This is a genomic window from Streptomyces sp. NPDC048604, from assembly GCF_043199435.1.
GTDB lineage: Bacteria > Actinomycetota > Actinomycetes > Streptomycetales > Streptomycetaceae > Streptomyces.
In genome coordinates, this window is sequence record NZ_JBICVX010000012.1 from 60660 (window position 1) to 79481 (window position 18822).

An 18822-nucleotide genomic window follows, 5' to 3' on the forward strand; every position below is an offset into this window, starting at 1 on the left:
CCGCGAGTCTACGTCGCTGCCCGCAGCCCCGCTCAGCCGCAGAAGGCCTGCTCAGCCGTAGTCGAGGCCGGGCCCTACTCGGGCTTGCGCCACACCGAGATGTGTTTCCTGGAGTCCTGGGCGAACGGGGCCCCGTGCCAGTCCGCGACACGACGTTCCGGCTCGAGCCCGGCGAGCCGCGCCATCAGGTCGAGTTCGGCCGGCCAGGCGTACCGGTGCCGGGAGCTGCTGCGGCGGTAGCGGCCGTCCTCACCGTGTCCGTCGCTGTCGCCTTCGCCGTCGTCGCGGGTGAGGTGGTGCGAGACGAGGATCTGCTCGACCAGGTCGAACGTGTCGAAGCCGAGATGCCGCTCGGAGACGTCGAACGGCACCGCGACCTGCCCGGGCGGCAGGAACCGCAGCGGTGGCACACCCAGCTCGATGACGAACCGGCCGCCGGGCCGCAGGTGACGCGCGGCGTTGCGGAAGCACGCGACCTGCTCGTCCTGCGTGAGCAGGTTCGTGATGGTGTTGTAGACGAGGTAGACCAGGGTGAACTCTCCGGGGACGACGGTCGTGGCCATGTCCCCGATGGCCACCGGGAGCGTGTTCCCGTCGACCTTGCGCCGCAGTACGGCTGCCATGTGCTCGGACAGTTCGATGCCCACGACCGGCACGCCCCGCTCCCGGAGCGGGACGCCCACTCGTCCCGTACCGATGGCGAACTCCAACGCCCGCCCGTCGCAGGCGAGTTCGGCGAGGAAGTCGAGAGTCGGCCCGAGGACGGCGGCCGAGGACATCGTGGTCTCCTCGGCGTCGTAGCGCTCGGCGGTGTCACGGGTCCACAGTTCGCTGCTCGTCACGGGCGGCCACTCTGCCGGGCGTGGAGGGGTGCTGTCGACGCGTTTCTCTCCTGCGCCTCCTGGAGGGGCAAGTCCCAAGTTCGGCCCCGCAAAAGGAGCGAGGGTCTCAATGATCCGTTTGTGACGACAGACCTTGAGACCCTCTTGACCGCACGCTACGTGAAGATCGACGACGAGATCGGAGGAACGCGGTGGACGGGACGACCTCCCCTTCTCAGCGACTCCGTACCGCAGCAATCGGCGTACAGCAAGCGCCTGCGTGCGGCGTTTCCGCTGGTCAAGTGCCTGATCCGGAAGCTGGCCACGGACAGCGACTTCTGGACCGACACCGTGTGGATGACCGACTCCACGCCGGTGCCGTGCGGCATGCCGCGCCCCATCGTCCAGCGTTCGAGATATGGCGGGCTGGGCCGGCTACGGCTACTGCGCCGCCCACTCCCGGTTCTTCTGGGGCCTGCGGCTGTACCTGGTGTGCACGCCGACCGGCATGCCGATCCTGTGGGCGCTGGCCAACCCGAAGATCGGCGAGCGCGAGGCCCCGGCCGCGATGCTCGAAGTCGACGCCGACCTGGTCGCCAGGCGCGAGGGCGTCCTGCTCATCTCCGACAAGGGCTTCGCCTCGAAGGCCGTAGAGAAGGACCTTGCCGAGTTCGGCACCGAGGTCCTGCGGCCCTCGCGCAAGCGCGAGAAGAAGCGCTACGGCGAGCCGATGCCCAAGAAGGTCCGGCAGCTGATCGAGTCGGTCAACGACACCACCACTGATTCAGGTGTAGGCCGCCGTGTTACGCACTTCACCGAACCGGGGAAAGGTCTTCTCCACGGTGAAGTCGTGCTCGTCGGCAGCGAAACCGGACATCGCGTCGGCGACGAACTCCATCTCGTAGCCGTGGTCGCTCGCGGCCCGCGCGGTGGATTCGACCCCCATCGTGGTAACCAGCCCGGCGAGCACCAGCGTGTCCACGCCCAGGTTGCGCAACTGGTCGTGCAGGTCGGTGCCATGGAATGCCCCGACGGTGCGCTTGACGACCACAACATCGCTGGGCTGGACCAGACCGTCGGCGAAGCCGCTGCCTGGCGGCTGCTCGGTCGTGTTCGGCCTCTCCACTCGAACCAGCACCACCGGGCGATCGCTCGCCCTGAACGCCTCAGCCAACCGACGGCAGCGCGTCAGTACCTCTTCGCCGGAGTGCGGAGCAAGGGGCAGGGCGATGATGCGCGGCATCAGGTCTATGAGGATCAGCGCGGAGGTCACGGAGGCGATAGTAGGCCAGGACCCGAGCCTGCCCTCCCCTCCTCCAACTGCACCAACAGTTGACGTACTCCCCGCCCTAAAGGACGGGGATTCCGGACGGGGTCGTCTGACCCTTCCGGTGGCTTCCTGCTTCAACGCGCTGTGCCGGGACTTTCGCCCTGGTCTTACCTGCGCTCTGCGAGGCGTTTAGCCTGTCGGCGCGTCCCGCCGCCAGGATGTTGCGTGCGGCGTTGACGTCGCGGTCGTGGACGGTCCCGCACTCCTGACAGGCCCACTCACGGACCGACAGGGGCTTGGGGCCGTCCTTGACCCCGCAGGCCGAGCAGACCTGAGAGGTCGGCTCGAACCGGCCGATCTTGCCGAAGTGCCGGCCGTGCTTGGCGGCCTTGTAGTCCAGCATCGCAACGAACATCGACCAGCCCGCGTCGTGCACGGACTTGGCCAGTCGGGTGCGGGCCAGGCCCTTGACTGCGAGGTCTTCCACGTAGACCGCTTGGTTGTCGCGGATCAGGTCCGTGGAGAGCTTGTGCAGCCAATCGCGTCGCCGGTCCGCCACACGGGCGTGCTGGCGTGCGACCTTGGCCCGCGCTTTGGCGCGGTTGTTGCTGCCCTTTGCCTTGCGGCTCAAGGTCTTCTGCATTCTCTTGAGCTTCTTCTCAGCCCTCCGCAGGAAGCGGGGGCTGTCGACCTTGGTTCCGTCGGCTAGCACCGCGAAGTGCCCGAGACCCAGGTCGATGCCTGTCTCGGCGTCCAGCTCGGGCAGCACGTCGGGATCGGTGTCCACGACGAAGCTCATGAAGTACCGGCCCGAGGAGTCCTTGACCAGGGTCATGGAGGTCGGGGCGGCCGGGAGTGTGCGGGACCACTTCACGCGGACGTTGCCGACCTTGGCGACATACACCGTTCCGTTGTCCTGGAGGGAGAACGCGTTGGTGTTGAAGCGGATGGCCTGCCGGGTGTCCTTCTTCGATTTGAACCGGGGTGCACCCATCCTGGGGCGCTTGCCCTTGAGGCCGTCGAAGAAGTTCTTGTAGGCGGTGTCCAGGTCCCGAAGGGACTGCTGGAGGATCACCGACGAGACGTCGGAGAGCCAGGACCGTTCCTCGGTGCGCTTGGCCTGGGTGATGTGCAGCTTCGACAGATCCGTCGACTTCACGAACGGCAGACCGGCCGCGTATGCCTGCTTGCGGGCGCGCAGACAGTCGTTCCACACCACACGAGCACACCCGAACGCCTGGGCCAGCGCACGGCGCTGAGGAGCGTCCGGGTAGACCCGGTAGGAGTAGCGAAGCTGCATGATCGTGATCATAGTTACGGTTGGTCTCATGCCTACAACTGAGCGTTTTCAGCGCTGCCTTTCCAGGGTGAGGACGGTTGCGGCGATTGACGTCATGCGGTTGGGGCTTACACGGGACCGACGGGAGATGCGCCAGGGCTTCACCCGCGCCATCCCGCTTTCGACGGGTGCTCGGACCTGGGCCAGTGCTCGGTTGACCGCGCAGATGCGAGCCGACCTCCACCTCGACCTGCTCCAACTCGCCTGCAGCGTCATCCGCTTGCGACGCCCGCGAACCTCATTCTAAAATGATCAAGTAGAGACAAGAACGTCCAGCGCCTACGATCACGCCCATGTCCCTCACCTCACCCATACCCGTCCTGCGTGGTTCCGGCGGAGCCGTCCTCCGATCCGAAGGCGACGACCTGGTACTGAGCCGGACGGATGTGGAGACGCGGATCCCGCTCCAGGCCGTTCGGCGGATCCGCGCCGAGGGGAGCGCGGTCGCCGTGGAGCTCACCGCCCCGGCCGGGACGACCCCGGCCGTTCACCGCGTCGACGGCGTGAGCGAGGCGGCGGCCACGGCCTTCGCCGACGCGGTCAACGCGACCCTGCCCGAGCGCGCCGACGAGGCCGGGGAGACCGCCGACGGTTCGGCCCTCGTCACCGTCCGTGCCGTGAGCGAGTCCCAGCAGGACATCGAGTCCCAGCAGGACAGGGGAACGCGCGTGCTCAGGCGCTGGGTCGGGGCCGTCGCCCTCCTGACCGTCGTGCTCACCGTGGCCGTCTGGATCGCGGCGCCGGCGATCATCGCGCTCCCGATCCTGGTCACCCTCCCCTTGGGCGCGACCGCCACCACGCTCGGCATCATGGGGCTGAAGATTGCCCGCGACGAGTGGTACCTGCCCCGGAAGGGCATCACCGTCGAGGCGGTACGGCACGAGAACATGACCGACCTGTTCGGCAAGACGGGGAACTACGTGTACACGGACATGCACGGCCAGAGCCGTGCCGTGTACGCCCAGAAGCGCGCCGAGGTCATCCAGGTCGCCTACCACCCGCAGAACCCCGGCAACGTGGTCGTCTGCCAGTCGTTGCTGCACAGGTCCGTCTGGACCGTCGTCTGCGCGGGCATTTTCCTCTTTGGCCTCGCCGTCGACCTCCTCGTCGTCGGCCTGGCCATCGGTGCCTTCCTGGGCTTGTACGACAATTACGGGGCCACGGCGAGCTGACCCGCGCGACCCGCGCCCCCACCCGGTCTGGTGATCCGCTCCGAGCGGCACGGTACGGTCGCCTGAGCGGGCGGCGCACCCGCACCCAGCCCCAGCGCCGTGACCACCGTGACCAGGCGCTTCAGCAGTGAGCTCTTTCGGCCTGGCCACTGATCGGGTGACAGTGGCAGGGCATGTAACGCACGAGGCTCGCGTGCCGTTGGGGGAGGTGTTCGAAGTCTCAACCCATCGGCACAGGAGCCTCGTTGGTTTCCTATCCTGCCGCACTCGACCTTCCGCATGCTTTGGCCGAGTGGGTCACCATGCTCATCGTCACCCGTGAGGGTGACCGGCGCTGCAAGCTGCCGCCGCACCAGCGTGCGCTGGTCGCCTTGGTGTACCTGCGCAAGCACGACTGCCTCGCCCAGATAGCCGCTGGTTTCGGGATCTCCGTCGGCACCGCCCACGCCTACGTATCCGCCGTGATCGCTCTCCTCGCCGACCGGGCTCCTGGCCTGCTCAAGGTCCTGCGCGAGAGTGATCCGGACTACGTGCTGCTCGACGGCACGCTCGCGGAGTGCGACCGGACCGGAGACGGACGGGCCGACTACTCCCACAAGCACCGCCGGCACGGCGTGAACGTGCAGGTCGTGACCGACCCGACGGGCCACATGCTGTGGATCTCGCCCGCGCTGCCGGGCCGTGCCCACGACCTCACCGCGGTCCGCGCGCACCGGATCATCCGAATCTGCGAACGCCAGGGCGTCCCCGTCCTTGCCGACCGCGCCTACCAGGGAGCCGGACCGTGGGTGACCACCGGGCGCAAACGGCCTCCCGGCGGCGAACTCTCCCCGACCCAGCGCGCGGTCAACCGAGCACTGGCCCAGGCCCGGGCACCCGTCGAACGCGGGATGGCGCGGCTGAAGTCCTGGCGCATCTTCCGTCGGACCCGTGTAAGCCCCAACCGCATGACGTCAATCGCCGCAGCCGTCCTCACCCTGGAGAGGCAACGCTGAAAACGCTCACTGACGAGTTCCGCCGTGGCAGACATGTGGTTTCCACGATGCACGTGCATTTGGTCTTTGTGACGAAGTACCGTCGCGGCGTGTTCAACGACGAGATGCTGACGCGGGTCGAAGAGATCATGCGGAAGGTGTGCGAGGACTTCGAGTCCGAGCTGAAGGAGTTCAATGGCGAGCGCGATCACGTGCACCTCCTGGTGCACTTCCCGCCGAAGATCGCCGTCTCCAAGCTGGTCAACAGCCCCAAGGGAGTCTCGGCCCGGTTGATCCGCCAGGAGTTCACCGGCCGCATCAACCGGGCCATCATGCACGGCCACCTGTGGTCGCCGTCCTACTTCGCAGCCTCGTGCGGCGGCGCACCGCTGGCGATCATCCGGCAGTACTTCGAGCAGCAGAAACGCCCGCTGTGACCTGCGGGTCAGAGCAGTCCTGAGGTGCATTCATCCCCGGCCTGAAGGCCGGGGCTTTCTGCAAGAGTCTCGGTTAGGCACTTCAGACTCATTGTCGTGGGGGGACTGGGGGAGACGGGCGGGTGCGCGTCGGCGGCGGAGAGCGACAGGCGCCAGGAGTGACCCTTGGTCGCGTGGTACTCGACATCAGCGGGCTCGTGCGGCCAGGGACTGCTCTGCACGTCGAGGTCGGGAGCGGATGCGATCGCGGTGCGGAAAACGGTCGACCGTGCGTCGATCAGCCGCAGCAGGATCAGGATGGAGAGCTCAAGTGGCGTAGTCACACCGGCTCTCTATTACCGCTTTCCGAACATCCGGAACCGATTTTCTGCGCCCGACGCCTCGGCTCTGCGGACGCGTCAGACGGCAGGCGGGCAGTAGGTGAGGCCGCCGTTCCTGATCCGGCCAGACAGCGAACCATGTCGAGTTGGGGCGATTGCGATGTTCGGCGGCTCGGGATGACTTCGTCCTGGACGGGAGAGGACGGGAGCGCGGGCCCGGCAGGGGTGACTCCGGACGGCGCGTGGGCGGGCATGGGGCGGCAGTGGCGTTGCGGATGCACGCCGCGAACGGTTGAGTACGCAGGCCGGTACGGCTTCGTGATCACGCACCGTCGCGTGGGAGCGGTCCCCCTCCGATCCCGCCCCCGCATGGCCGCCGAACAAGGGGAACGACCCCTTCCGGGTGCTGGATTCGAGGTGCGTCGCCAACCGGGCGGGCAGCCGCACCGCCGCCGCGGCCTCCGTCATCGGATTCCGTCCGCAATCGCTTCCCGAAACTTGCTGACTCTCTTTCAGATGCCGGTGGAGTCGCCCCGACGGCGCGCCCACGCCAGGGGTCGGATGAAGCGGGAGCTTGACGCGCGTAGAGCGACCGAAAGACAACCTTGCCGCGCACCGAGTGCGGAGTCGAGGATTCCTCTCGCAACCCGTTGACAGGTCCATGGCATCAATCGCCATCGGGCCGACCGCATTCGAGGGCCGCCCACCCAGCGGCCCGCGACCCCCACCGGAGGATGCAGTGAACGTGAAGCGCCCGCTTCGTCAGGCCAAGCTCGCCAAGGCCACCCGCGCCATGGCCGTCGTCGGAGCCCTCGTGGCCGCCTCGGCGCTGGCCGCGCCCACCTCGTCCGCGGTCTCGGCCGACTCCGCGCGGGCCATGTCCGCCGAACTGGCCGCCGCGAGCGACGCCGTGCTCGACGCCGACGTCGCCGGCACGGCCTGGTACACCGACCAGGCCACCGGCAAGGTCGTCGTCACCGTCGACTCCACCGTCTCGGAGGCGGAGGTCGGGGCGCTGCGCAAGGCCGCGGGCGACCGCGCCGGCAAGCTGAAGATCGAGCGGACCCAGGGGAAGATCAACAAGCTGATCGCGGGCGGCCAGGCCATCTACGCCGGCGGCGGCCGCTGCTCGCTCGGCTTCAACGTCCGCAGCGGCAGCACGTACTACGCTCTCACCGCGGGGCACTGCACCAACATCGCCGGCACTTGGTACACCAACTCCGCCAACACCACGCTGCTCGGCACCCGTGCCGGAACCAGCTTCCCGACCAACGACTACGGCATCATCCGCCACTCCAACGCCTCCGCCGCCGACGGGCGCGTCTACCTCTACAACGGCACCTACCGTGACATCACGGGTGCGGCGAACGCCTACGTCGGCCAGTCCGTGCAGCGCAGCGGCAGCACCACCGGTCTGCGCAGCGGCACCGTGACCGGCCTCAACGCCACGGTCAACTACGGCAACGGCGACATCGTGTACGGCCTCATCCAGACCAACGTCTGCGCCGAGCCCGGCGACAGCGGCGGCTCCCTCTTCTCGGGCACCACGGCGCTGGGCCTCACCTCGGGCGGCAGCGGCAACTGCACCTCGGGCGGCACCACGTTCTTCCAGCCCGTCACGGAGGCGCTGAGCGCGTACGGCGTGAGCGTCTTCTGATCCTGTCCTGCTCTCCACGCACATGGGGCGGCTCCGCGACCGGGGCCGCCCCACCCTTGCCATCAACGACCGTTCCTGTGGGCGAAGACGGCGGCAAAGCATTCGTTCGGGTACCGCGATCGCGGTCGGCCCCCGCGGCGGCCGGGGCATCCCTTAGGGTCGCCGGATGGCGAAGTACTTCGATGTGCACCCGCAGACCCCCCAGTCGCGCATCATCGGCACCGTGGCAGACAGCCTCCGGGCCGGTGCGCTGATCGCGTATCCGACGGACTCCTGCTTCGCGCTGGGCTGCCGGCTCGGCAATCACGACGCCCTCGAACGAATCAGGTCGATCCGGAGCCTCGACGACCGCCACCACTTCACCCTGGTCTGCAAGGACTTCGCGCAGCTGGGCCAGTTCGTCCACGTCGACAACGACGTCTTCCGCGCCGTGAAGGCGTCGACGCCGGGGAGCTACACCTTTATCCTCCCGGCCACCAAGGAGGTCCCGCGCCGCCTCATGCACCCGAAGAAGAAGACGGTGGGGGTCCGGATCCCCGACCACGTCGTCACCCAGGCGCTGCTCGCCGAACTCGGCGAGCCCCTGGTGTCGAGCACCCTGCTCCTGCCTGGCGAGCCCGAGCCCCTGACGCAGGGCTGGGAGATCAAGGACCGGCTCGACCACGTGCTGGACGCGGTGGTGGACTCGGGCGACTGCGGCACCGAGCCGACCACGGTCGTCGATTTCTCCGGCGGCGAGCCGGAGATCGTGCGGCACGGCGCGGGCGACGCGACCCGCTTCGAGTAAAGACTTGGGGAGCGATACAGGCGGGTCCTCGGCCGTGATGTTAGGGCGGCCGTGCCATGTTGCTGCTCCTCCAGCACCCCACCCGGTGACAGCCGCGGCCCGAAATCTCCCTGGATCGTCCGACCCGTCTCGGTCATGATCCTCACGTGACCACCTACCTCGAGTCCGAGCGCCTGACCCTCCGCCCCTTCGCCGCTGCCGACGCGGACCTGCTGATCGAGCTGGACAGCGACCCGGCGGTGATGCGCTACCTGACCGGCGGCGCTCCGACCCCGCCGGAGGAGGTCCGCGACCTCGCCATCCCCAGCATCCTCGCAGGCTACGAGCGCTGGGATCACGACCTCGGCCTGTTCGCCGCGCACGAGAAGGACGGCGGCGCGTTCGTCGGCTGGTTCTGCCTGCGTCCGCTGCGCAGCGGCCCGCGTGAGGAGGCCGAACTCGGCTACCGCCTGCGCCAGGCGGCCTGGGGCCGGGGCTACGCCACCGAGGTCTCGCAGGCGCTGCTGGCGAAGGGGTTCGCCGAGCTCGGCGTCCGCATGGTCTGGGCCGAGACGATGACCGTGAACCGCCCTTCGCGCAACGTCATGGAGAAGCTCGGGATGACGCTCGCGGAGAGCATCCCCACCCCGGACGACATGATGACGGTCGAGGGTTCCGAGCATGGGGGTGTGCGGTACGAGATCACGAAGAAGCAGTGGGAGCTGCGGCAGGCGTAGGCGGTGCGAGGTCCGGCGCCCGTGGATGTGAAGTCATCAGCCCGCGCGGCCTTGTCTCATCAAGCCCTATCGGGTACATCCCGGCAGCATCTTGCCGAGCTCGTCGCTGAGCTCGCCCCGGAGTGGGAGGCGCAGCGGGAGTCTGCGCTGCGGGAGCGGCGCGGCGGCGACCGCCGTCGCGAGGCCGGTGCCGGCTCGAAGCATCGTCTGATGTTCGTCGACCGGGTGCTGGTCACGCTCGCGCACCTGCGACGCGATCTTCCGTACTTGGCCCTGGCTGTGCTGTTAGGAGTGGACCGCTCCACGGTGTCCGTCGCGATCCGGTAGGTCCGGCCGCTGCTGACGGCGCGTGGGTCCGCCGTGCCCGACCAGCCCGGCATCCGGCTGCGCACCATCGAGGACGGGTTCGCCTACGCCGAGGCCAAGGACGTCGAGCGACGTATCGACGGCACCGACGTGCAGGCGAGACGCACGAAGGCCGGGCGTCCCGGCCGCGATGCGTTCGTGTCCGGCAAGCGCAAGCAGAACACCATCAAGACCACCACGTTCAGCGACGGCCAGGGCCGCACCCTGTTCTCCGGGGTCGCGCGGCCAGGACGGATGCACGACCAGACCGCGGTGCGCACCGAGGGCATCGCCGAGCAGCTGTGCTGCCGCCCCGGCGTCAAGGTGCATGTCGACGAGGGTTACCGGGGCCTGGCCACCCAGTTCCCACACCAGGTCACCGCCCCACCCCGCAAGCCGAAGAAGGACGCGACCCTCGGCGAACAGCAGGCCTGGCGGCACGAACGCCGAGCACAGTCCTCCAACCGGATCCGCGTGGAGCACGCCAACGCCGAGTACAAGCAGTGGCAGCCTCTGCAGCGCTACACCGGCCGCCGCGAAGACTTCGCCGAAACCCAAGCCGCGATAGCCGGCCTAGTCTCCGACCGGTCAGCCCGCCGGGCCACCCGCCGCAAGACGAGCAAAGAACTCGTCCTCGCCGCCGACGCCCGCCCGACGTCCTGCTGATCAATCCCAGGCGGATGGCTCAGCCGATCCTGCCCAGATTCTTAACACTCCCCAGGCCGTAAGAGGAGGCGACGAGGGCTGAGCCAGATCGCGGCACCCTGAGCCAAAGGTGGCATCACGCATGGCTCGCGGTGGCACCACTCGTGTGCCATGATGGTGCACACGTCGAAGCGGGGTGCGTTTCCCCTCTGCTCAATCGACGTCACACCATCGATGACGAGGAGCAGCCACCATGTCCCACACGCCGAACACCGCCGCCGCGCAGGCCCGTCCGGAGTTGCAGAAGGCCCTTCGGGAACTCGTCGAGGCCGGCTGGGCCGGGGTGCAGTTACGGGTGAACGACGAGGCCGGTGAATGGGTCGGCAGCGCCGGGGTGAGCAAGCTCGGCGGGCACGCCGCACCCCCGACCGACGGGCATTTCCGGATCGGCAGCAACACCAAGACCTTCGTCGCGACTCTGGTGCTGCAGCTGGTGGCGGACGGCGCGATCGGGCTGGACAGCCCGGTTGACGACCACCTGCCCGAGTTCGGGCTGGACCGGCGGATCACGGTGCGGATGCTGCTGCAGCACACCAGCGGGCTGTTCAACTACACGGGCGAGTACTACGAGGACGGGACGATCGTGCCGGGGATCCCCTGGCAGGGTCAGGAGTGGGTGGACAACCTGTTCCACACCTACCCGCCGGAGGAGTTGGTGCGGCTCGCGCTGTCCAAGCCGGCGCGGTTCGAGCCGGGCACGGACTGGAACTACTCCAACACCAACTACGTCCTGGCCAGGCTGCTGGTCGAGAAGGTGAGTGGCCGCCCCTTCGCGGAGGAGGTGCGGAGGCGGATCCTGAGCCCGCTCGGCCTCTCGGGCACCGTCGTGCCGGACGCCTCGCCGGAGATCCCCGAGCCGCACGCCCACGGCTACTACACCTACGAGGCCGACGGCGAGTGGAAGACGGTCGACGTCACACGCGCCAACCCGTCCTGGATATCCGCTGCCGGTGACATGATCTCGACGACCCAGGACCTGCACACCTTCTTCTCGGCCCTGATGAGCGGCAAGATCCTGGCGGAGCCCCTGCTGGCCGAGATGCGCAGCCCGCATCCCAAGCTCGACTACGGACTGGGACTCTTCGTCCAGAAGACGGAGCGCGGAGACACCGTCTACACCCACAACGGAGGTTTCTGGGGCTGGGCGGCACTGATGTACAGCTCGCCCGACGGCCGTACGACACTGACCGCCTCCCTGACCACCGGAGACGCCGGGATCGACATGGCGAAGGCTGCCGAACTGTTCGGAGCGGCACAGCAGAGGCTCGTCAGCGAGGTGTTCTGCGGCGGCGATCCGGCCCGCCCGGAGGCCTGAGCGGAGGCGCGTGGTCTCTCGGAACGGTCAGTCCCGCGCGGACGGTTCGGCGGGCCACACGTACCGGACGCCGGTGAGCTGTTCCGAGAGCAGCCACAGTTGGTGGGCCGTGGCGGCGTCCTGGAGGGCGCGTTCCCGGCCGCGGAGGACGGGCTCGCCGCGGAGCTGGAACGGTCCGTCGGGCACGACGTAACTCCCGCCCGAAAGCTCGGGGACGGTCGCGGCGTACAGGGAGGTCTTGGCGCCCTCCGGAGTGGGACGGAAAGCCAGGCGCAGGAGCAGGCGCGTGAGGATCCCGTACGCGCGGCCCCGGGCGCTGTTGGCACCGCCGGTGAGCACGTTGGAACGGGTGAGTCCGGGCGCGACGGCCATGCTGCGCAGCGCCAGCCCGGCGGCGTCGGCGCGGCGTTGCAGTTCCGCGGCGAAATAGAGGTTCGCCCGCTTGGACTGCACATAGGCGAACGCGGTGCGATAGCGGTGCTCGGCATTGAGGTTGGTCAGGTCGAACGGGGCGAAGCGCTGGCCCTCGCTGCTCACCGTGACCACGCGCGGGTCTGCGGAGGCCAGCAGGTGGGGCATGAGGAGCCCGGTGAGCGCGAACGTGCCGAGGTGGTTGATGCCGAACTGCGACTCGAACCCGTCGGCGGTCCGCGAGAACGGCACCATGGCCACGCCGGCGTTGTTGACGAGGAGGTCGAGCCGCTCGTGGCTCCACTCCTCGGCGAAACCGCGGATGGAACTCAGGTCGGCGAGGTCGAGCAGGCGCAGTTCCGTCCGGGCGCCGGGGACTTCGGCGCGCAGCCGGGCCTCCGCGTTCCGTCCGCGCTCGTGGCTGCGGCAGGCCAGGACCACATGGGCGCCGCGGCGGGCGAGTTCACGCGCCGTGACGTATCCGATGCCGCTGTTGGCACCGGTGACGACGGCCAGTCGCCCCGACTGGTCGGGGATGGAATCCGGCGTCCAGGGCATGCGCGCATCCGTGTGCGGCAGGTGTGCCGGTAAGGCTCGGGCGGCTGTCCGGGAGTCATGGGTCATGGAAACCTCGGTTCGTGGGTGGAGAGTTCCTGCGGTCGCAAGAAGCCGAGTCGTATTGCGACTCGGAGTTGCGATAGCGTGATCCTGCCGTACGTACCACCATCAACGCAACAGGGAGTTGCAATGGAGTCTGCTGGGTCGTCCGCCAGGCGTGCCCCCGCCGTCGGGCGAGGCAACAAGATGCGCGCCGCGGTGCTGGAGGCGACCGTCACCGAACTCGCGGAGACCGGATACGCGGCCCTGACCGTGGAGGGCGTCGCCCGACGGGCCGGCGTGCACAAGACGACGATCTACCGGAACTGGACGAACCCCGACGGGCTCGTCGTCGACGCGCTCGTCAGCCACTTCGCCGCGGACATCCCGATCCCCCACACCGGGACGGCGGAGGGCGACCTGCGCGCGCTGGCCCGTTCCCTCGTCGCGACCATGACCACGCAAGCGGGCCGGGCCCTGCTCGTCACCGTCCTCTCGGACGCCGTACGCATCCCCCAGCTCGCCGAGGTCAAGCGCGCGCTGTTCGACGACCGCTTCCGGCGGGCCGAGCCCGTTGTCACCCGAGCCGTCGAGCGCGGGGAACTGCCCGCGGACACCGACCCTGCCGAACTCCTCAAGGCCCTTGCCGCGCCCGTCTACTTCCGGCTCGTGTTCACCGGCGAACCGGTCGACGAGGCGACCGCGGACCGTGCCGTGAACGTGGCGCTGGCGGCCGCGCACGCCGGCGCGCTGCAGGCGGTCTGACCAGGCGTACGAACACGGGCACGCGCACGGCCGCGTGGTACGGCTAAGGGCACCCCCACGGCCACAGGCACCCGCACGGCCACGCGACGCCGGGTCGTCGTCGGACGACGTTTCCGGAGCCCGTCGGTCACCACCCCGCCGCGTCGGCGTGGGCCGTCAAGGTCTCCGTCAGTGCCGCGGAGTCCGAGGGGCCCGAGACGTTTCCGTAGTGGAGATCCTCCGACGTGCGCCACATGACTAGCGTCCCGTCCGCCGCGGCCTCCTTGAGCACGGCTCCGATCTCCGTGCTGCTGACCCGGCACGTTCTGGACGCGCGCCCGCCGGGAGGCAGGATCGGCAGCTGTACCACGCAGCGGCCCACCAGGCGCTCGCGGCCGAACGGGCGGGAACTGCCGTACAGCTCGAGCCGGGCCGACGCCGAGCCGGTCAGCCGGGGCGACGTGTTGCGGACGGACAGCGAGAGGTCGGCGGCACCAGGGCACGCCCCGCCGCACCCCACCGCACGCTCGATGTCGTACAACAGGAAGCCGGGGCCCTCGTAGTCGATGCGCAGTCGGGCGGGCAGGGCCCGGAGCCGGGCGATCATCTCCGCGTAGGTCCGCTTCGCCTCGCGGGCGCCGGCCGGACTCATCGTCAGGGAGACGTTGCTCGGGCCGGCTTCCGGGTCGCCGGGAATGTCCTGTCCGGTGTAGGCGAGGAGCCGGTGCGGCGGCCGGGCCGCCACCCAGAACCGGCCGAGTCCGCGGCCGGACGGCAGCTCGTAGCGCACCGCGTCCTGCTCGACCCCCTCGGGCGGGCGCAGGCCGTACGCCTCGTTCGTGGCGGGAGCCCACGGGCTCGGCGTCGAACCTGCGGCACCCGTCGACATGGCCTCGCCAGAACCCGCTGCCGCGGCACCACCGCCCGGGACCGGAGGGCCTGGCGACGCCGGGGTGTCAGCGCTCCCGCCCGAGGAAACCGCCCCTTCCCCTCCTTGGGTCTCCGACGCCTGGCCCGGAAAGCCGTCCCGCAGCCGCGGGCCGAGCGTGCCCGGCGCCAGATCCTCCAGGTCGACGCCCCACAGACGTCCGCCGCCCAGCTCCACCCACGCGCCCGCGAACTGCCGGGACTCCGTGTCCGAGCCGGTGCCCAGGGCGCTGCGCCAGTAGTCCACGTTCCCCCGGAGCAGCGTCGGCCCACCCCCGACGTGCAGCACCTCGGCGGTGTGCCCCTCGACCGTCACCTTGCCGAGGATGTCTCCCGTGCCCATCGCCCGCAGGTCGACGGAGACGTTCCGCCAGGTGACCCATTTCCCCCGCCATCGCAGCAGCGGTTCGGCGGCGACCCGCGCACCGACCGACTCCATCGCCGGAGGCTTGGCGTCCGTGTCGTCTCCTGTCGAACAGCCGGCCAGCGCGCCCGCCGTCAGCGTGCCTGCCACAAGGACGGACAGCACGCCGCCCGCCCGCCGCCACCGGCGCGTGAATCCGCTCGTCACGTCGGCTCCTCCAAGGTTTCCGGCTCGCTGCCGCGGCGCGATGACCGTCGGCGGTGGACGACGACGAAGAGGGCGGCCGCGGCCACGGCCGCCGCTCCGGCCGCGACGAGGCCGACGGTCACACCGAGACCACCGGCGGCGGGCGCCGACCGGGTGGCCCGTTCGAGCGGTGTCGGTGCGCCGAGCCACACGGTGTCGGACGTCGTGTCCGCTTTCGGATCGGTGAGCGAGCCCGCGACCCGCGCCGCCAGTTCGGGATGCTCGGCCGCGAAGCGCTCGCCGGACACCGGCCGGACCGGCGCCTCGCCGAAGTCCACGCCGCCGTAGACCACTTCCTGCGGGTCGAGCCCCGGGACGACCTCGAGGCCGGCGCGGTACTCGCCCTTGCGGTACGACGCCACGTACTTCCTGAACGTGTCCTGCGGCCGCCACCCCGAGCGGATCCGCCAGGGCTCCACGGAACCGCTGCCGATGACCTTCCGGTACGCGGTGTCCTTGCGCAGGCTCAGGCCGCGGTACCACTCGGCGGCGACCCGGGCGAAGTGGATCCGGCGCAGCTCCGCGTACTGGGGTGCGGTGTTGACCAGATGCTCGACGCGGGGGAGCACGATCCTGCGGCCGAGCCGTTCGTTGTGCGCCCGTTCCTCCGCGTCCAGGTCGCAGGCGGTGCGCCCGGGCCCGGCCAGCTCGGGGCCGGTCTGTTCGGGCTCGGACTGTGCGGGCCCGGTCTCGTCGACGGGGTCTTCGAGCCGGACGGTCAGGGGCGCGTCGAGGATGTACAGCGCGTCGCCGTCCTCGTACACCTGCGCCGCGCCCGGCACGATCCACACCCGGATCCCGGCACAGTCGCCCTTCAGCTCGGCCCAGTACGCGCGACCGGTCGAGGTGCGCGGATGGACGACCGCGCCGACGTCGCGCTTCAGCCTCAAGTCGGCCTCCAGCATGACGCGTCCGGCCTCGGTCCGGCCCAACCGCTCGTCCACGATGCGATCCGGCTGCTCCGGATGGAGATTGACCCACAGGTCCGAGCGGTCCAGAGCCAGCCAGACGAAGAACGCGTCCGACGTCTGTCTCGCCGCCGCGAGGCCCGTGGCCGTACGGGAGTCACCCGTGAGCGGCGCCCGGTCCATGGCGAACGCGTACCGCAGCCCGCTGCCGTCGCCCGGATCTGCCAGATAGCGCAACTCCAGACTGGAGAAGTCGATGCCGCCGGGCAGCGCTCCGGGCTCGGTGAGGGCGCGCGACAGGCCCGTGGGCGCGGCACGCGAAGGACAGGCCTGACGGCCGGCGACCGGCAGGACGAACGCGGCCCCCAGCCCGGAGCCGCCCGGCTTCCAGGGCGCCGACGGCAGCTCGCAGTCGTTCGGAGCGATCCGCAGGATGGTGCTTGACGCCTTGAACATGTCCGCGTCGGCGGCGCGGAAGGCGGAGACGCTCTTGTGGTAGAGCGCCTCGATGCGCGCGGCGGACATCCGGTTCCGCTCCGCGCCGACGGCGCTCCACTTCTTGACGACCTTGTCGCGCGCGAGTCTGCGTGCCCGGGCCCCCTGGTCCGCGACCGCCTGCTCGGCAGCTGCCGCCTCCCGGCGCATCCGGGCGACCTCTTCGCTGCTGAGGTCGTACTCCACGCCGTAGAAGAGGGGGATGTCTGCGGGGTACAGGCCCGTGCAGGACCAGCACTGGCGCCGGTCGGAGGCGCCGAGCAGCACGGGCACCGCGCCGAACGGCTTGAGGAAGTTCTTCAGAACGACTTCCGAGTGGGCGCCTTCGTCGTCGTAGGAGCCGAAGGCTCCGGAGTTCTTGGGCCGAGGGGCGTTGAGCGCGCTGACCGCCAGGAGCTTCTCGATCTTGCGCCCCCTCAGATCGGCCAGCGCGCCGGCCTTCAGATACGGAGCGACCACGTCCAGGTCGACCGGCTCGGTGCGGATGCCGCGGTCCCGGCGGGGGTCCCTGTTCGCCAGCATCGAGCGGTACCTGTCATTGGTGACGAGCTTCTCGCGTTGGTCGTACGGCAGGCCGTTGTGGTCCACCAGCACGGTCGCGGCGTTCCGCGTGGCGTCGATGCCGATCCGGTCGTGCACCTCCCAGCGGAGCCGCAGGTTGAACAGCAGGGGCGGCGCCGTGAAGTCGAGCGCGACCCCGTCGGCCGCCCCGTCCGGCCGGGGCCCGGCCCCCGCGGGCGGCGGACCAGCCAGTGGCACCGCCACGGCCAGCAGTAGAACCGCCGCGGACAGGACGCGCCGACGCAGCCCGGACCACAGTCGAACAAGCCCCACCATTGGCAACGCCCCCCGCCAACCCGACGAACCCTCCGCAGAAGCTCCAACGTCCCCGCGTTCGCCGCCGGTGCCGCCCGGGCCACCGAATACCCCGAAAGAGGGACGGACACGGGGACCGGGCAAGGGGCATCACGGGCCCCTTCCCTGCCTTCCCGTCACCCGGCGGAGGCCGGCCCGTTCACCGCGGAGCGCAGGCGTTCCAGGTCCACAGCGCCTGCCCGGCCCTCCCCGCACGAGAGCTCCACGCTGCCGTCGGCGGTGAGCGGCAGCACGCGATCGGGGACGAACTCGTAGAGCCGCTCGCCGCCGTCCGACGGGCGCTCCGCCTCCTGCAACACCAGCACGTACCGCCCCGGCCGAGGCAGTTGCGTCTCGGAGACCGGATACCAGACGAGGGCACGGCCCGAGGAGGGGGCACCCGCGCCGTCGGCCAGGGCGCCCTCGATGTCGAAGCGGAAGGCCGAGCCTTCGGTGATGCCGTCGCGCATCGCGACGGCTTCCGGCCGCAGGACCCCGAACACCGCTCGGAATCCCCGCTGTTGTTCGCCCTTCAGCTGCTGCGCCGCACGCTGTACGCACGGCCCGTCGGCGGCCGCGAGCGCACGCTCGGGGTCCGACATGCCCTGGATCACGGCGGGCACGGCCACCGCGGCCGCGATACACACCGCGAGCGCGCCCACGGCCGCCCCCAGCCGTCGGCGCACCAGGCTGCGGCGGGCCCGGGCGACGAAGTCGGCACCGGGTGTGGCGGCGGGATGTCCCGGCAGATCCGCGGCGGCGGTCAGGAGCTGCCGCACGTGCTCGTCGTCGAAAGGCCGCTGCTCAGTCACGGTCGGAACTCCAGTCGTGTTCGCTCGTGACGGCGGTCAGTGCGCCGCCGTCACGAAGGGCTGCCAGGGCGCGGGCGGCGCGGCTCTTCACGGTGCCGGGCGAGCAGCCCAGTACACCGGCGATCTCCTGTTCGCCGAGCTGGTGGTAGTAGCGCAGCACCAGGACGGCCCGCTGTTTCGGCGGAAGGGTCCGCAGGACCGTGCGTACGGCCATGGCGGTGGCCGTGACGTCCTCGTGCCCGGGCAGGGCGACCTCGGGCAGTTGCGGGGCCGGGACTTCGGCGTGCCACCGCCGCCGGCGGTCCTTGATCAGCAGCCGGACCATGGTGGTGCGCGTGTACGCCTCCGCCGCCTCGACCTGCCCGATCCGGTGCCACGCGCGGTAGGTGCGCAGCAGCGCCTCCTGGGTGAGGTCCTCCGCCTGCTGCCCGCTGCCCGTCAGCAGCCTGGCTGTTCGGAGCAGTGAGAGATGGCGCGCGGTCATGAACGCCGAAAACGCCTGGTCTCTGCCGTCCCGCATCCGTTCCACTCCTCGCCGGCCCGCCACTCGGGCTCTTCACCCTGAAATGAGGACCTGGCCGACGCAGAAGGTTCCATGCCGGCAC

General features: G+C 69.9%; 19 protein-coding genes and 1 pseudogene. 10 read left to right on the plus strand and 10 right to left on the minus strand.

The window, feature by feature from the left end; all coding sequences use genetic code 11:
* Nucleotides 1-74 precede the first annotated feature (74 nt).
* From ACGFMM_RS24085 to ACGFMM_RS24100, 4 genes and pseudogenes are all read right to left on the minus strand, one after another.
* The gene (locus ACGFMM_RS24085; protein ID WP_393648487.1) at nucleotides 75-842 is read right to left on the minus strand and encodes a class I SAM-dependent DNA methyltransferase; all 768 of its coding nucleotides are present in this window, start codon (nucleotides 840-842) and stop codon (nucleotides 75-77) included.
* Between the two features lie 763 nt (nucleotides 843-1605).
* Nucleotides 1606-2064 (minus strand): isochorismatase family protein, encoded by a 459-nt coding sequence (locus ACGFMM_RS24090; RefSeq protein WP_393648702.1) that lies wholly within the window; start codon nucleotides 2062-2064, stop codon nucleotides 1606-1608.
* Nucleotides 2065-2170: 106 nt separating this feature from the next.
* Nucleotides 2171-3391 carry an RNA-guided endonuclease InsQ/TnpB family protein gene (locus tag ACGFMM_RS24095; RefSeq protein ID WP_393648488.1) on the minus strand — a complete coding sequence of 407 codons (1221 nt, stop codon included), beginning with the start codon at nucleotides 3389-3391 and terminating at the stop codon, nucleotides 2171-2173.
* A 48-nt stretch (nucleotides 3392-3439) separates the two neighbouring features.
* Nucleotides 3440-3589 (minus strand): annotated as a pseudogene (locus tag ACGFMM_RS24100) (IS5/IS1182 family transposase); the annotation flags it as partial.
* Between the two features lie 134 nt (nucleotides 3590-3723).
* On the opposite strand from ACGFMM_RS24100, the gene ACGFMM_RS24105 reads away from it, so the two are divergent.
* The 3 genes from ACGFMM_RS24105 (at nucleotide 3724) to tnpA (ending at nucleotide 6013) form a co-directional block, all read left to right on the plus strand.
* Nucleotides 3724-4602, plus strand: coding sequence for a hypothetical protein (locus ACGFMM_RS24105; RefSeq protein WP_393648489.1), 879 nt, complete (start codon nucleotides 3724-3726; stop codon nucleotides 4600-4602).
* A 245-nt stretch (nucleotides 4603-4847) separates the two neighbouring features.
* Nucleotides 4848-5597, plus strand: a complete 750-nt coding sequence (locus tag ACGFMM_RS24110) for a transposase family protein (RefSeq protein ID WP_393648490.1) — start codon at nucleotides 4848-4850, stop codon at nucleotides 5595-5597.
* Nucleotides 5594-6013, plus strand: a complete 420-nt coding sequence (tnpA, locus tag ACGFMM_RS24115) for an IS200/IS605 family transposase (RefSeq protein WP_393648703.1) — start codon at nucleotides 5594-5596, stop codon at nucleotides 6011-6013. The genes ACGFMM_RS24110 and tnpA overlap by 4 nt, the downstream gene beginning before the upstream one ends.
* Before the next feature lie 8 nt (nucleotides 6014-6021).
* Here the strand turns inward: tnpA and ACGFMM_RS24120 are convergent, their stop codons facing one another.
* Complete coding sequence (locus tag ACGFMM_RS24120) at nucleotides 6022-6336, minus strand: hypothetical protein (protein ID WP_393648491.1); 315 nt, start codon at nucleotides 6334-6336, stop codon at nucleotides 6022-6024.
* A 736-nt stretch (nucleotides 6337-7072) separates the two neighbouring features.
* Between ACGFMM_RS24120 and ACGFMM_RS24125 the strand changes: the two genes are divergently transcribed.
* From ACGFMM_RS24125 to ACGFMM_RS24150, 6 genes are all read left to right on the plus strand, one after another.
* Nucleotides 7073-7990: a S1 family peptidase gene (locus ACGFMM_RS24125; protein WP_393648492.1), complete on the plus strand. Its 918-nt coding sequence runs from the start codon at nucleotides 7073-7075 to the stop codon at nucleotides 7988-7990.
* 166 nt (nucleotides 7991-8156) lie between these two features.
* Entirely contained in the window at nucleotides 8157-8777 is a 621-nt protein-coding gene (locus tag ACGFMM_RS24130; protein WP_393648493.1) for an L-threonylcarbamoyladenylate synthase, read from the plus strand.
* A 146-nt stretch (nucleotides 8778-8923) separates the two neighbouring features.
* Nucleotides 8924-9493 (plus strand): GNAT family N-acetyltransferase, encoded by a 570-nt coding sequence (locus ACGFMM_RS24135; protein WP_393648494.1) that lies wholly within the window; start codon nucleotides 8924-8926, stop codon nucleotides 9491-9493.
* A 21-nt stretch (nucleotides 9494-9514) separates the two neighbouring features.
* Nucleotides 9515-9820 carry a transposase family protein gene (locus ACGFMM_RS24140; protein WP_393648495.1) on the plus strand — a complete coding sequence of 102 codons (306 nt, stop codon included), beginning with the start codon at nucleotides 9515-9517 and terminating at the stop codon, nucleotides 9818-9820.
* 33 nt (nucleotides 9821-9853) lie between these two features.
* Nucleotides 9854-10504: a transposase family protein gene (locus ACGFMM_RS24145; RefSeq protein WP_393648496.1), complete on the plus strand. Its 651-nt coding sequence runs from the start codon at nucleotides 9854-9856 to the stop codon at nucleotides 10502-10504.
* 232 nt (nucleotides 10505-10736) lie between these two features.
* Complete coding sequence (locus tag ACGFMM_RS24150; protein ID WP_393648497.1) at nucleotides 10737-11858, plus strand: serine hydrolase domain-containing protein; 1122 nt, start codon at nucleotides 10737-10739, stop codon at nucleotides 11856-11858.
* Nucleotides 11859-11885: 27 nt separating this feature from the next.
* On the opposite strand, the gene ACGFMM_RS24155 is transcribed toward ACGFMM_RS24150, so the two are convergent.
* Nucleotides 11886-12827, minus strand: a complete 942-nt coding sequence (locus ACGFMM_RS24155) for an oxidoreductase (RefSeq protein ID WP_393648498.1) — start codon at nucleotides 12825-12827, stop codon at nucleotides 11886-11888.
* 189 nt (nucleotides 12828-13016) lie between these two features.
* Between ACGFMM_RS24155 and ACGFMM_RS24160 the strand changes: the two genes are divergently transcribed.
* Nucleotides 13017-13631, plus strand: a complete 615-nt coding sequence (locus ACGFMM_RS24160) for a TetR/AcrR family transcriptional regulator (RefSeq protein WP_393648499.1) — start codon at nucleotides 13017-13019, stop codon at nucleotides 13629-13631.
* Between the two features lie 127 nt (nucleotides 13632-13758).
* Here ACGFMM_RS24160 and ACGFMM_RS24165 read toward each other — a convergent pair whose 3' ends face one another.
* The 4 genes from ACGFMM_RS24165 to ACGFMM_RS24180 form a co-directional block, all read right to left on the minus strand.
* Nucleotides 13759-15108: a hypothetical protein gene (locus tag ACGFMM_RS24165; RefSeq protein WP_393648500.1), complete on the minus strand. Its 1350-nt coding sequence runs from the start codon at nucleotides 15106-15108 to the stop codon at nucleotides 13759-13761.
* Nucleotides 15105-17315, minus strand: a complete 2211-nt coding sequence (locus tag ACGFMM_RS24170) for a hypothetical protein (RefSeq protein ID WP_393648501.1) — start codon at nucleotides 17313-17315, stop codon at nucleotides 15105-15107. Before ACGFMM_RS24170 ends, ACGFMM_RS24165 begins: the two co-directional genes overlap by 4 nt.
* A 227-nt stretch (nucleotides 17316-17542) precedes the next feature.
* Entirely contained in the window at nucleotides 17543-18217 is a 675-nt protein-coding gene (locus ACGFMM_RS24175; RefSeq protein ID WP_393648502.1) for a hypothetical protein, read from the minus strand.
* On the minus strand, nucleotides 18210-18737 hold the full coding sequence (locus ACGFMM_RS24180; RefSeq protein WP_393648503.1) for a SigE family RNA polymerase sigma factor: 528 nt from the start codon (nucleotides 18735-18737) through the stop codon (nucleotides 18210-18212). The genes ACGFMM_RS24175 and ACGFMM_RS24180 overlap by 8 nt, the downstream gene beginning before the upstream one ends.
* Between the last annotated feature and the right edge of the window lie 85 nt (nucleotides 18738-18822).